This is a genomic window from Rhodoferax sp., from assembly GCF_037143375.1.
GTDB lineage: Bacteria > Pseudomonadota > Gammaproteobacteria > Burkholderiales > Burkholderiaceae_C > Rhodoferax.
Genome location: NZ_JBAWYV010000028.1, coordinates 22,694 through 34,627 on the forward strand (window position 1 = coordinate 22,694; position 11,934 = coordinate 34,627).

Here is an 11,934-nt window from a genome sequence, read left to right on the forward strand (position 1 = left end):
TTTACATGAATGCAACCAAAGGTCGTAACGTCGTTGTCGTGGGCACCCAATGGGGTGACGAGGGCAAGGGTAAGTTGGTCGACTGGCTGACTGAGAGCGCGCAAGGTGTCGTTCGCTTTCAGGGCGGCCACAATGCCGGGCACACCTTGGTGATCAATGGTGTCAAAACAGCGCTGCATTTGATTCCCAGCGGCATCATGCGCCCCGGCGTCAAGTGCTACATCGGCAATGGCGTGGTGCTGTCTGCTGCCAAGCTGTTTGAAGAAATCGAAGGACTTGAAAAAGTCGGTGTCGAATTGCGTTCGCGCTTACGCATCAGTGAGGCCTGTCCTCTAATTTTGCCTTTTCATGCGGCTCTGGATGTCGCCCGCGAAGCGGCTCGCGAGAAAGACGGTAACGCGAAGATCGGCACCACTGGGCGCGGTATTGGCCCCGCCTACGAAGACAAGATTGCCCGCCGTGCGCTGCGCGTGCAAGACATGAAATTCCCCGAACGTTTTGCCCGCAAATTGCATGAATTGCTCGACTTGCATAACCATGTCTTGACCACCTATCTGGGCTCGGCCGCGTTTGATTTTGGCCCGACGCTGGCGCCTTATATGGCCAATGGCCAGGTCCTGTTTCAGCCGGTTTTTGATGAAGCCATGCGCCACGCCGAGTTGCTCAAACCCATGATGGCTGATGTCTCCCGTGAGCTCAACGAGGCCCACCTCAAAGGTGCCAACCTTTTGTTTGAAGGCGCCCAAGGCACCTTGCTCGACGTCGACCACGGCACTTACCCGTTTGTCACGTCCAGCAACTGCGTGGCCGGCAATGCGGCAGCCGGTTCCGGTGTTGGTCCTGGCCTGTTGCACTACATTTTGGGTATTACCAAAGCTTATTGCACCCGCGTTGGCGGTGGACCTTTCCCGACCGAGCTTGACTGGGAAGTTCCTGGAACGCCTGGCTATCACATGAGCACCATCGGTGCTGAAAAAGGTGTTACCACCGGGCGTAGTCGCCGTTGTGGCTGGTTTGATGCCGCCCTGCTGAAGCGCTCAGCGCAGGTCAATGGCCTGACTGGTTTGTGCATTACCAAGCTCGATGTTCTCGATGGACTGAAAGAATTGTTGCTGTGTACCGGTTATGAGCTCGACGGTGAACTGATTGACATCCTGCCCATGGGCGCTGATGACATCGAACGCTGCAAACCGGTTTATGAAACCCTGGAAGGTTGGAGCGACACGACGGTAGGCGTCACCCAGTACGACAAGCTGCCGACCAACGCGCGCCTGTATTTGCAGCGGATTGAACAAGTCACCGGGGTGCCGATTCATGTGGTGTCCACCAGTCCAGACCGTGATCACACCATCATGGTGCGCCATCCTTATCTGGCTGATTAGTCGATCAGGTTCTCATAAATTTAAGGTAAATCAGCCTGTAGCCCCCGTGCTACATGCGTAAGTAGCTATTAATTCAGGAGCATATTCATGTTGACGGAAGACGGCAAACACCTGTATGTGAGCTATGACGAGTACCACAACCTGATCGAAAAACTGGCGATCAAAATTCACCAGTCTGGCTGGAAGTTCGATACTATTTTGTGTCTGGCCCGAGGTGGACTTCGTCCGGGTGATATCTTGTCGCGCGTTTTCGACAAGCCCTTGGCCATCATGTCGACCAGTTCTTACCGTTCTGACGCCGGCACGGTGCAGGGCAACCTGGACATTGCGCGTTTCATCACCACGCCCAAAGGTGAGATTGCGGGCAAGGTCTTGCTGGTGGATGACCTGGCTGATTCGGGTCAAACGCTCCACGCCGTGATGGATCAACTCAAGAACAACTACGCGCCTATTACCGAGTTGCGTAGCGCCGTGATATGGACCAAGCAACTGTCCATGTTCACGCCGGATTACTCGGTCGAGTTTTTGCCCACCAACCCCTGGATTCACCAGCCCTTTGAAGGCTATGACGCCTTGCGCCCCGAGCAATTGATACAAAAGTGGAGCGTTTAACGCAGGATTGGGTTGTATGGCAGACCTCACCACCACGCTGATTCATCACCCTTACACGCCTCCTGAGGGCTTTGCCGCGCCGCAGCCCGGCGTGTTCAAGGCCTCAACCGTTATCTTCCCCAGTGTTGCCGCCATGCGCAACTTCGAGTGGAAAGATAAAACGGCCTATACCTACGGACTGCACGGCACACCAACCACTTACATTCTTGAGGAGCGTTTGTGCACGCTCGAGGGTGGCTTGCAATGCGTTCTGGTGCCCAGTGGTCTGGCGGCCATCGCCAATGTTGCGTTGTCCTTACTACGTGCGGGCGATGAAGTGCTGATTCCGGACAATGCCTACGGCCCTAATAAGGCACTGGCTGAAGGAGAACTGAAGGCATGGGGTATCACCCACCAGTTTTATGACCCGATGAATCCGCTTGACCTGGCGGCCAAGATCAGCCCAAAAACCCGTCTGGTCTGGCTGGAGGCTGCAGGTTCTGTCACGCTGGAGTTCCCGGATCTGTGCGAGCAGGTGCGTATCTGCAAAGCGCAAGGCGTTTTGACGGCGCTGGACAACACTTGGGGTGCCGGTCTGGCTTTTGCGCCGTTTGACCTTGTTCCCGGTGTCAGCCCGGCATTAAGTGTTGATATTTCGGTGCACGCTTTGACCAAATACCCCAGTGGTGGCGGCGATGTGCTGATGGGCAGTCTCATCACCCGCGACGCCTCGCTGCACATGAAGCTCAAATTAACCCACATGCGATTGGGGTTGGGGGTCGGTGCCAATGATGCTGAGGCGGTGTTGCGGTCTTTGCCGAGCATCAAGCTTCGTTACCAAGCCCATGATCGTGTGACGAGAGAACTGGCGCACTGGTGCCAGACGCGTGAAGAATTTGTGCAGGTCTTGCACCCCGCCTTGGTGGACTCTCCAGGACATTCCCATTGGCTGGAGGTCTGCCACAACGGGGTGGGTGGTGCGGCTGGTTTGTTCAGTGTGATATTTCATCCGCGCTACAACCAAGCGCAGGTTGACTCATTTTGTGATGCCCTTAAATTGTTCCGTTTGGGCTACAGCTGGGGTGGCCCTATGAGCCTGATCGTGCCGTATGACCTGGCTTCCATGCGCAGTTCTTGGCCCGCGCATCTCAAGCAGGGAATCTTGGTTCGTTTTTCAGTTGGTTTGGAAGATTCAGCTGATTTGCAAGAAGATTTGTCACAAGCATTGCACTTTATTTGATGTAGATCAGTGTTTACGTGAATATCCTTGGGGTCAAGACTTTGATAGTCTGAATCCCATGAATTTATCCAGCGAAACATCTTCTCCTCAATCGTTTGATTCAAACGGATTTAATGAGTCGTCGGGTTCTCCCGCCCCGTATTTCCCGCCTCCTTCAGAAGCACCTCCCAAAGAAATTGTTAACTTGCGTTTCGGCGATCCGTTTCGTTGGCTGATGTTGGGTTGGCGGGACCTGTTAGCGGCCAAGGGCGTCAGCCTTTTTTACGGCGTTTGTTTTTGGCTCATGTCTTTGGTGCTGGGTACCGTGTTTCGCAACAAGCCTGAATTCGCCATGTCCATCGCCTCCGGTTGCTTGTTGGTCGGTCCATTTCTGGCCCTGGGGCTGTATGAAGTGAGTCGTCGGCGCGAATTGGGCCAGACGCCTGAACTCGGGGGCTCACTGTGTTGCTGGACGCCACATCTGCGCAGCATGGGCATGTTGATTTTGGTCTTGATCGTTCTGGAGTTGCTATGGGGACGCGCCTCACTGGTTGTTTTTGCGGTGTTTTTTAACACGGGCATGCCTTCAACGACTGGCGTTATTCAAGCCATTTTCAACCCTGAGAATTGGGAGTTTTTGGCTGTTTACGCGGTGGTTGGCAGTGTGTTTGCCGGCTTGGTGTTTGCTGTGGCCGTGGTGTCGATTCCCATGATTCTGGACCGTGACACCGATGCCATCTCTGCCGCCATCACTAGCCTGGAGGTGGTTTTTGGTAATGTGGCCGTGATGCTGGTGTGGGGCATGCTACTCACGGGTTTGGTGTTTGTAGCCCTGGTTCCCTGGGGTATCGGCTTGCTGTTCATCGGACCTTGGTTGGGACATGCCAGTTGGCATGCCTATCGAGGGTCGGTGCGTTGGCTGGAACCGAGTGCAACTAAAACCGCCACCGCGTCCTGATGCAATTAAAATTGCGCTTTGCCTGTCGTTCACTGACCTTGTAATGGTAAAGTGACTCTTAACTCATTGAAAGCATACCTTGGCAACACCGAATTACGGATACGAAAAGCGTCAGAAAGAACTGGCGAAAAAGAAGAAAAAAGAAGACAAGCTCAAGCACAAAGCCGACCGCAAAGTAGGCGAGGGCGCTGAGGACGAGTCAACTGATGAAAATGAAGGTGCAGAATCTGCAGAGCCATCCGAGTCTTCTGAACCAGGTTCCGAAGCGGCACAGCCCTGACCGTACCCGGCTTGTCCAACTCGTCAGTCACAAGCTACCCGGATAGACCTTCGCCGCTTTCTAAACAGGCGCGAGGCTGTCGGTCAAGCCAATCATCTTTTTCGCTAATCGAGTCATAGCCCCCATTGAATGGTCTTCGGGGGCTATTATTTTTGCGTCTTCAAATTGTTTGAAATTGCGCCGCATGGACTGCAGGTAAACCGGGTCGTAGTGATGCGTGAGCAATTCCTGCACCACCGGTTCAATATTCCCCGCCCGCACCGATGCCATCCAGGCATCCACCACGGCCTTGCCTTTGAATTCAGCCAAGACCTGCAGTCGATCACAAAAATGATCGACATCACTCACAAAGAAGTCGTAGTCCTCCATCAGCAGCGCCACCCGTTCAGCATCGGGCAGCACCAGATTGAGGCAAACGCTGCTGCGCATGGCTTCAATCAATGACTCTGGCACGCTGACGTTCCCCACTTTTTTACTTTCGCTCTCGATATATACCGGGCGCGAGGGGTCGAGCTGCCGCAAGGCATCCCAGACGAGTGTGTCATAGCGTTTTTGCGTAGGCTGGGCCAAGCCCGGAATGGCGCCCAGCACCGAGCTGCGGTGGTTGGCCAGTCCTTCCAGATCAATCACTTGTGCGCCTTCAGCGGCAAGCGCCTTGAGAAGTCGGGTTTTGCCGGAACCCGTGGTGCCGCAAATCACGCGCCACTCCAATCCGCTTACCAACCGGGGAATATCTTGCACCACAGCAGCCCGAAATGCCTTGTAGCCGCCCTCAATCAAGGTCACACGAAAACCGATTTGTGACAGGATGAGTGTCAGTGAACCGCTACGCTGACCGCCACGCCAGCAATACGCCAGTGGCTTCCAGTCTTTTGGTTTATCAATCACCTCGCGGTCGATGTGGCTGGCAATATTGCGCGCGGCCATGGCGGCGCCACGTTTCTTGGCCTCAAAGGCATTGACCTGTTTATAAAGGGTGCCGATGTCATGGCGCTCCTGGCTGTTGAGCGTGGGCCAGTTAACGGCGCTGGGCAAATGGTCTTCAGCGAACTCGCCTTCGCTACGGGCGTCGATCAGTGTGTCGAATTCATGGAGCCGACCGATGAGTTCGGAAGCAGGAAGATGGGTAAAACTCATTTCAATATTTTCTGTAGTTCCGGCCACACGTTGGCCAAAATGATGGGGTGAGCTTCTTCTTTGGGGTGAATACGGTCCGCTTGAAACAGCTTGAGACTGTCAGCTTGGTCGGCAATCCCTTTGAGCAGGAAGGGCACCAGCGCTGCCTTGTTGCGCTGGGCAACTTCAGCGAAGACCGCTGAGAAGTGAGCCGCATAGTCTTTGCCGTAGTTGGGCGGCACTTGCATGCCCAAGAGCAGCACGCGAGCGCCTGCTTTTTGGGCGGTTTGGGTCATTTGGGTCAAGTTTTCTTGCGAGCGCTCCAAGGCTAGACCGCGCAGGGCGTCGTTGCCACCCAGTTCAATAATCACGTGGCTGGGTTGGTGTGTTTCAAGCAAGGCCGCCAGTCGGGAGCGTCCGCCCGAGGTGGTATCGCCACTGATGCTGGCATTCACCACGACCGCTGGATTTTTTTCAGTCTTGAGTTTCTGTTCAAGCAAAGCCACCCATCCGCTGCCCCGTTTAAGGCCATACTCGGCACTCAGCGAGTCGCCCAGCACCAGAATGGTTTTGGTTTTGAAGGTTCTGCTTTTCAGCCCTGCGGTTGCAGCACCCCCTGCCGTTGATATCCCCGCCGCGGCACTGATTAAGCCCACCACGATAAAGTGTCTTCTGGCAAAGTTACGTCGATACAAAGAAAGTCCCATGTCTGAATCCATTATTTCTGTCGAGCACGTATTTAAATCCGTGACCGACTCAACCGGCACGCTCGACATTTTGCGCGATATTGATTTTGTGCTGAACCGCAAGGAGACTGTTGCCATTGTGGGCGCCTCGGGTTCTGGAAAAAGCACCTTGCTCTCGATCATCGCCGGTCTCGATACACCGTCGCGCGGCACGGTTCGGCTGGCGGGGCAAGACCTGTTTGCCATGACCGAAGACCAACGTGCGCACTTGCGAGCCCAACAGGTCGGTTTTGTTTTTCAGAGCTTTCAATTGCTAGGCAACCTCACCGCGCTGGAAAACGTGATGCTGCCGCTGGAGTTGGCCGATCGGCGCGATGCGCGACAAGCCGCCACCGAGATGCTGGCGCGGGTGGGTCTGTCGGAACGCCTGGGTCATTACCCCAAGGTTTTGAGTGGGGGTGAACAGCAGCGGGTGGCGTTGGCCCGCGCCTTTGTGGTCAAACCGGCCGTGTTGCTGGCCGATGAACCGACCGGAAGCCTGGACTTCGCCACCGGTGAAAAGATCATGGAACTGATGTTTGACCTCAACCGCGAGTTAGGCACCACGCTGGTGCTGGTGACCCACGACCGCGCTATTGCGGCGCGTTGCGTCCGCTCCATCACCATCGAGGCCGGGCGCGTGCTGCCAGAGATTGTTGAAATTTAAGGTCAATTGGCCTGTAGCCCCCGTGTTGCTAAAGTTAGCAGCTATTTAATATATAGCGCACCTCAAGCCGCGATAATGCTGCCATGTCTTCATCCAAAGTTTTATTCGGCTTTCATGCCGTCGGTGTGCGTCTTAAAACGGCGCCCAAGTCCATCATCGAGATTTATTTCGAGCCCACGCGCCGCGATGCCCGCATGCGCCAGTTCATTGACAAAGCCAAAGAGTTTGGTTGCCGCCTGATCGAGTCAGACGGTGATCGGCTCGCCAAGCTGTGCGGTGGCCACGGTCACCAGGGCGTGGCAGCCCGGGTGCAAGAGCTGCCCCAGGTGCATTCGCTGGACGAACTGCTGGAGCGTCTTGAAGCGGCTCAACTCGACAAACCCCTGGCCGAGCGCGAGCAACCGCTCATTTTGGTGCTGGACGGTGTGACCGATCCGCACAACCTCGGCGCCTGTCTGCGGGTGGCCGATGGTGCTGGTGTGCACGCCGTGATTGCGCCCAAAGACAACGCCGCCGGCATCAATGCCACAGTGGCCAAAGTCGCCAGTGGTGCGGCCGAGACCGTGCCGTATTTCATGGTGACCAATCTGGCGCGCACTTTGAACGAGTTGAAAGAACGCAACATCTGGATCATCGGCACCAGCGACGTGGCCACCAAAACCATCTACCAGGCCGACCTCAAAGGCCCGGTGGCGCTGGTGCTGGGCGCCGAAGGCGACGGCATGCGCCAACTCACCGCCAAAACCTGTGACGAACTGGTTAGCATTCCCATGCGCGGTGCGGTCGAGAGCCTCAACGTTTCGGTCGCCAGCGGTGTGTGTTTGTACGAAGCCGTGCGCCAGCGCACTTGAATCGGTCTGTTGTTGGGCCTCAAACCCAGCCAAACCACCCCAGCAATCCACCGGCTGCCAATATCCACAGCAAATGCAACCGGGTGCGCCACACCAGCAAAGCACTAACCCCTGAGACCAGCCACAAGCGCCCTTGATTTTGAGAGGGGTCATGGCTGGCGGACAGGATCCACCCGGTCGACATCAGCAACGCTATCACCACGGGGGCCATGCCTTGCTTGAAGGCCCTCACGGCGCGCAGATCCCGGTTTTGGTGAGCCCAGCGCGTTGCTGCAAAGGTCAGAGTGGTACTGGGTAACAAAATGCCGATCATGGCAATGCCCACGCCCAGCGCGCCATACGCCCAGGCCACACCACCGCCTGCCACGCCACCCCCGGCGTTCATGCCCACATTCCAGCCCAGCAATGCGATGAACAAGACATTGGGCCCCGGTGCCGCCTGTGCCAAGGCTATGGAGGATGTGAACTGGCTGTCGCTCAGCCAGTGCCGCTGCTCGACCAGGAAGCGGTGCATGTCCGGTGCGGTGGTGATGGCGCCGCCAATCGCCAGCAAGGACAGCGACAAAAAATGCGTCAGCAGGGCCAGCCAGTCGGCCAGATTCAAGGTGAGGGTCATGGCGTGGGTGCTTTCGCATTTACCCGACCCAGTTGTCGATAGGCCCAGCCGCTGGCCACGCCGCCCACGCCCAGCAGCACCCAGACCAAGGGCACTCTCAAAATCGCAATAGCTATGAAAGTAGTAGCTGCCAGCGCAATAAATACGGGGGCTCCCATCACATTTGTCTTAAATGCTGCGAGCAGTTTGAGTCCGGTGGCGGCAATCATGCCGGCTGCTACGGCGCCCATGCCGCGCAGCGCACCTTGAATTCCGGGAGAGTCCCCCACGCCGGCAAAGAGGGCGGCCAGCGCCAACACGATCAGCAGCGGAAACACCAACATGCCCGCCAGGGCCACCAAGGCCCCGCGAATGCCAAAGTAACGGTCCCCGATCATCAGCGACAGGTTGACCACATTGGGGCCGGGCAGTATTTGGGCCACGGCCCAATCTTCCAGAAACTCGTCGCGGGTCAGCCACTGTTTTTTTTCAACCAACTCGCGCTGCACCACCGCCACCACTCCGCCAAAGCCTTGCAAGGCAAGTTTGTTAAAAGACCAAAACAGGTCGCTTAACGAGGTGGGATGGGCTGAATTTTTAACCGCTTGGTTGGCTGCTGAGTTGTCTTCTGGGTTTTCTGAATGCGACATTCAATAATTATCGGGTGAGACTCAGGCAGAGAGTTGTCGTCAACCCGCAGTGCAGTGCGGTACAAGGTTAATTTTGCGAAGGCTAAAATATTTTTGCTTTATGAACATCACGACCTCAACCTCCCCAAACCCCACAGAAACGCCCTACCTTGGGCTGGCGCCCTTCCTGCGGATGAGCATTGCGGGCCTCGATATCCAGCGTCTCGGCCAGGACATGCTGGCGCAGACGCATGACCACCCTGAGGATGCCCATCTGTGGATGAATTTGTCCATTCTCATGCAGTGTCTTTGCCAGCGAGAGTTGGGCCTGGCCATGCAGGCGCAGGCCTTGACGCTCCAGCGTACCTACCACCTCCCTGCCGCCGATCAGCCCGCCCGCTGTCGCCTGCTGATGCTCATGCAGGCGGGCGACTTGGCTGCCAACACGCCGCTCGAATGCCTGCTGGAAAACAGCGATATCGACCTGGATTTGTATTACCTCACCCCGGGAGACCCCTTTGCCGTGCCTCTGCCTGCGCATGATGTGCTGATGGTGGCGATGAGCGAGTCTGAAGAAAACCACGACCTGCTACAAGCGTTGGACCGCTTACTTTGTGAATGGCCGCATCCGGTTGTCAATGCCGCGCGGCATATTGCCGTGGTTGGCCGCGATGTGGCGAGTGCCCTTTTGCTCAATGCACCCGGCGTGTTGATGCCGCCCACCCTGCGCGGATCTCGGGCGGTTTTACAAGCCATTGCAGCGGGCGACTCCACGCTTTCAGATGAGTTTGAAGGCTGCGACTTCCCGATTATTTTGCGTCCGGTTGGTTCGCAGGCCGGGCGCGATCTGGAGAAAATCACCAGCCCCGCTGACGTTGCGAGTTATTTGTCTCGGGTCGATGCGCAAGACATTTATGTTTCCCGTTTTATCGATTACAGCGGTCCGGACGGTCGATTTCGAAAAATCCGGGTGGCCCTGATTGATGGCGTGCCATTCGTCTGTCACATGGCGGTTTCATCCAACTGGATGGTTCATTACGTCAATGCCGGTATGTACGAAGAAGCCTGGAAGCGCGAAGAAGAACTGGCATTCATGGAAGACTTTGAGAACTTCGTAGAGCGACACCGTGACGCCCTCACGGCGATTTACCAGCGCACCCATCTCGACTACCTGTGCATTGATTGCGCGCAGACCCCGGATGGACAACTTCTGGTGTTTGAAATTGACCATGCTATGGTCGTCCACGCTATGGACTTGGAGGCCCAGTTCCCCTACAAGCAAGTACATATGCTGAAGGTGAAAAATGCGTTTCGGGACTACCTTTTTCGCCTCAGTGCGGCACAACCTCGTCAAAACCCATGAAGCTACTTAATAGCCTTAATTTTTCCGGTGGCCCCGGCGTTTTGCCTGAGATCGTTTTGCAGCAGGTCCAGGAATCGATGCTGGCGGTGCCAGAAATTGGCTTGTCGGTGCTGGGTATCAGCCACCGCTCCGACTGGTTTGCCGCCGTGGTGGCAGAGGTTGAGCGCAATATTAAAACCCTGCTGGGTCTGCCAGAAAATTACCATGTGCTGCTTTTGCAAGGCGGCGCCACCCAACAGTTTTCGATGGTGCCCATGACCTTGCTGCGCGGCAAGACACATCCTGCACAGTACCTCCACACCGGTTATTGGAGTGGCAAGGCATTGCCAGAGGCGGCGCGTGAAGGCCCGATGAGTGTGGCATGGAGCGGTGAGTCGTGTGCTTTTCGGCACCTGCCACAGGACGATGAACTGGCGTTTTCAGCGGAGGCGCCTTACATCCACTATGTGTCGAACGAAACGGTGGAGGGCCTGCAGTTTCACCGGGTGCTGGGCCGCGACGATGTGCCCCGCGTTTGTGACATGTCCTCGGATTTTTTGTCACGCCCCTGTGAAGCCGAGCGTTTTTCGCTGATTTACGCCCATGCGCAAAAAAACATTGGCCCCGCAGGCGTCACCGTGGTGCTGGTGCGTGACGAATTGTTGGCCGACGCGCCCACCAATCTTCCCGGTTTTCTGGACTACCGTCAACAAATCAAGGCGCACTCCAATCTCAACACGCCACCCGTTTTTGCTATTTATGTGATCTTGCTGGTCACGCGCTGGTTGCTCCAGGATATCGGCGGCGTGGCACAGATGGACCAGATCAACCGCAGCAAAGCGGCCTTGCTATACCGCCAACTCGACCAAAGCGATGGTTTTTACCGGGGGCGCGCTGACCGGCAAGACCGCTCGCTGATGAATGTGGCGTTCAACCTGGCAACGCCAGAACTCGAAAGAAAATTTCTGGCCGAGGCTACTGCGGCCGGTTTCTCGGGTCTGGGTGGTCACCGCGCCATTGGGGGCGTGCGGGCGTCTATTTACAACGCTTTGACCTTGACCGCTGTTGAAAAACTGCTGGGGTTCATGGAAGACTTTCAAAGGGCCCAGCGCTCCTGAATCGGTGTCATAACGAGCTCACGGTTGGGCCTGAGCGCTTGAGCACTTGACGGGAATTCGTTAATTTGGCGATGTACGGGACCCACCCTCAAGTTGTTGAAGAACCCAGGCGGCGACGGCGCTGTCCAAACAAAGCGCAAGGTGCCCGAGTCCCTTGAACACCGTGACCGGTACCCCTTCCAGCACCTGTTCTAGTTGCGGGAAAACAATATTGTCCTGTTGCGTGAGCCCAATGCGGATCAGGCTCAGCGTGGCCGCAGATTCGCTGGCGGCCAGCGTTTGCAACCAGTCGCTGTGCCAAGCCATTTGTTGGCCGTTGGGGGTGCTGGGGTGCGGCAGTATTTGCGTGCCGGCATGGGGCGTGCCCAGCGTGATGACACGCGCCACTCGGGCATCGCCCTGCGCACGCAACCAGGCCCGAATCACCAGTCCACCCATGCTGTGACCCACCAGCGCCACTT

General features: G+C 56.4%; 14 protein-coding genes. 9 read left to right on the plus strand and 5 right to left on the minus strand.

Going from position 1 to position 11,934, the window contains the following annotated elements; genetic code table 11:
- The first annotated feature begins 5 nt into the window (after positions 1-5).
- The 5 genes from WCG50_RS06695 to WCG50_RS06715 all read left to right on the plus strand — a co-directional run bounded on the left by WCG50_RS06695 (position 6) and on the right by WCG50_RS06715 (position 4,430).
- Positions 6-1,382: an adenylosuccinate synthase gene (locus WCG50_RS06695; protein ID WP_336898807.1), complete on the plus strand. Its 1,377-nt coding sequence runs from the start codon at positions 6-8 to the stop codon at positions 1,380-1,382.
- Positions 1,383-1,469: 87 nt separating this feature from the next.
- Complete coding sequence (locus tag WCG50_RS06700) at positions 1,470-1,994, plus strand: phosphoribosyltransferase (protein ID WP_336898808.1); 525 nt, start codon at positions 1,470-1,472, stop codon at positions 1,992-1,994.
- A 16-nt stretch (positions 1,995-2,010) separates the two neighbouring features.
- The gene (locus WCG50_RS06705) at positions 2,011-3,213 is read left to right on the plus strand and encodes a PLP-dependent transferase (RefSeq protein WP_336898809.1); all 1,203 of its coding nucleotides are present in this window, start codon (positions 2,011-2,013) and stop codon (positions 3,211-3,213) included.
- 58 nt (positions 3,214-3,271) lie between these two features.
- Positions 3,272-4,150 carry a DUF2189 domain-containing protein gene (locus tag WCG50_RS06710; protein WP_336898810.1) on the plus strand — a complete coding sequence of 293 codons (879 nt, stop codon included), beginning with the start codon at positions 3,272-3,274 and terminating at the stop codon, positions 4,148-4,150.
- A gap of 79 nt (positions 4,151-4,229) precedes the next feature.
- Positions 4,230-4,430, plus strand: coding sequence for a hypothetical protein (locus WCG50_RS06715; RefSeq protein WP_336898811.1), 201 nt, complete (start codon positions 4,230-4,232; stop codon positions 4,428-4,430).
- 60 nt (positions 4,431-4,490) lie between these two features.
- Here the strand turns inward: WCG50_RS06715 and mnmH are convergent, their stop codons facing one another.
- Together mnmH and WCG50_RS06725 are read right to left on the minus strand one after the other, a co-directional pair.
- Positions 4,491-5,567 carry a tRNA 2-selenouridine(34) synthase MnmH gene (gene mnmH / locus WCG50_RS06720; RefSeq protein WP_336898812.1) on the minus strand — a complete coding sequence of 359 codons (1,077 nt, stop codon included), beginning with the start codon at positions 5,565-5,567 and terminating at the stop codon, positions 4,491-4,493.
- Positions 5,564-6,253 (minus strand): arylesterase, encoded by a 690-nt coding sequence (locus WCG50_RS06725; protein WP_336898813.1) that lies wholly within the window; start codon positions 6,251-6,253, stop codon positions 5,564-5,566. Before WCG50_RS06725 ends, mnmH begins: the two co-directional genes overlap by 4 nt.
- On the opposite strand from WCG50_RS06725, the gene WCG50_RS06730 reads away from it, so the two are divergent.
- Together WCG50_RS06730 and rlmB are read left to right on the plus strand one after the other, a co-directional pair.
- The gene (locus WCG50_RS06730; RefSeq protein ID WP_336898814.1) at positions 6,252-6,938 is read left to right on the plus strand and encodes an ABC transporter ATP-binding protein; all 687 of its coding nucleotides are present in this window, start codon (positions 6,252-6,254) and stop codon (positions 6,936-6,938) included. The two genes, WCG50_RS06725 and WCG50_RS06730, sit on opposite strands and share 2 nt — an antisense overlap.
- Positions 6,939-7,021: 83 nt before the next feature.
- A complete protein-coding gene (rlmB, locus tag WCG50_RS06735) occupies positions 7,022-7,789 on the plus strand; it encodes a 23S rRNA (guanosine(2251)-2'-O)-methyltransferase RlmB (protein WP_336898815.1) in 768 nt (255 codons plus the stop codon).
- Positions 7,790-7,808: 19 nt separating this feature from the next.
- On the opposite strand, the gene WCG50_RS06740 is transcribed toward rlmB, so the two are convergent.
- Together WCG50_RS06740 and WCG50_RS06745 are read right to left on the minus strand one after the other, a co-directional pair.
- Positions 7,809-8,405 carry a chromate transporter gene (locus WCG50_RS06740; RefSeq protein WP_336898816.1) on the minus strand — a complete coding sequence of 199 codons (597 nt, stop codon included), beginning with the start codon at positions 8,403-8,405 and terminating at the stop codon, positions 7,809-7,811.
- Positions 8,402-9,034, minus strand: coding sequence for a chromate transporter (locus WCG50_RS06745; protein ID WP_336898817.1), 633 nt, complete (start codon positions 9,032-9,034; stop codon positions 8,402-8,404). Before WCG50_RS06745 ends, WCG50_RS06740 begins: the two co-directional genes overlap by 4 nt.
- Before the next feature lie 100 nt (positions 9,035-9,134).
- On the opposite strand from WCG50_RS06745, the gene WCG50_RS06750 reads away from it, so the two are divergent.
- Together WCG50_RS06750 and WCG50_RS06755 are read left to right on the plus strand one after the other, a co-directional pair.
- Positions 9,135-10,376: a hypothetical protein gene (locus tag WCG50_RS06750; protein ID WP_336898818.1), complete on the plus strand. Its 1,242-nt coding sequence runs from the start codon at positions 9,135-9,137 to the stop codon at positions 10,374-10,376.
- Positions 10,373-11,473 (plus strand): phosphoserine transaminase, encoded by a 1,101-nt coding sequence (locus WCG50_RS06755; protein ID WP_336898819.1) that lies wholly within the window; start codon positions 10,373-10,375, stop codon positions 11,471-11,473. The genes WCG50_RS06750 and WCG50_RS06755 overlap by 4 nt, the downstream gene beginning before the upstream one ends.
- A 60-nt stretch (positions 11,474-11,533) precedes the next feature.
- On the opposite strand, the gene WCG50_RS06760 is transcribed toward WCG50_RS06755, so the two are convergent.
- The coding region (locus WCG50_RS06760; protein WP_336898820.1) for an alpha/beta fold hydrolase at positions 11,534-11,934 on the minus strand (401 nt) is incomplete at its 5' end.

Excerpts from the sequence above, each read along its gene's own strand:
- WCG50_RS06700 (WP_336898808.1), top strand. The coding sequence starts at position 1,470 with ATGTTGACGGAAGACGGCAAACACCTGTATGTGAGCTATGACGAGTAC.
- WCG50_RS06745 (WP_336898817.1), bottom strand. The coding sequence starts at position 9,034 with ATGTCGCATTCAGAAAACCCAGAAGACAACTCAGCAGCCAACCAAGCG.
- WCG50_RS06750 (WP_336898818.1), top strand. The coding sequence starts at position 9,135 with ATGAACATCACGACCTCAACCTCCCCAAACCCCACAGAAACGCCCTAC.
- WCG50_RS06695 (WP_336898807.1), top strand. The coding sequence starts at position 6 with ATGAATGCAACCAAAGGTCGTAACGTCGTTGTCGTGGGCACCCAATGG.
- rlmB (WP_336898815.1), top strand. The coding sequence starts at position 7,022 with ATGTCTTCATCCAAAGTTTTATTCGGCTTTCATGCCGTCGGTGTGCGT.
- WCG50_RS06710 (WP_336898810.1), top strand. The coding sequence starts at position 3,272 with ATGAATTTATCCAGCGAAACATCTTCTCCTCAATCGTTTGATTCAAAC.
- WCG50_RS06730 (WP_336898814.1), top strand. The coding sequence starts at position 6,252 with ATGTCTGAATCCATTATTTCTGTCGAGCACGTATTTAAATCCGTGACC.
- WCG50_RS06755 (WP_336898819.1), top strand. The coding sequence starts at position 10,373 with ATGAAGCTACTTAATAGCCTTAATTTTTCCGGTGGCCCCGGCGTTTTG.
- WCG50_RS06705 (WP_336898809.1), top strand. The coding sequence starts at position 2,011 with ATGGCAGACCTCACCACCACGCTGATTCATCACCCTTACACGCCTCCT.
- WCG50_RS06725 (WP_336898813.1), bottom strand. The coding sequence starts at position 6,253 with ATGGGACTTTCTTTGTATCGACGTAACTTTGCCAGAAGACACTTTATC.
- mnmH (WP_336898812.1), bottom strand. The coding sequence starts at position 5,567 with ATGAGTTTTACCCATCTTCCTGCTTCCGAACTCATCGGTCGGCTCCAT.
- WCG50_RS06740 (WP_336898816.1), bottom strand. The coding sequence starts at position 8,405 with ATGACCCTCACCTTGAATCTGGCCGACTGGCTGGCCCTGCTGACGCAT.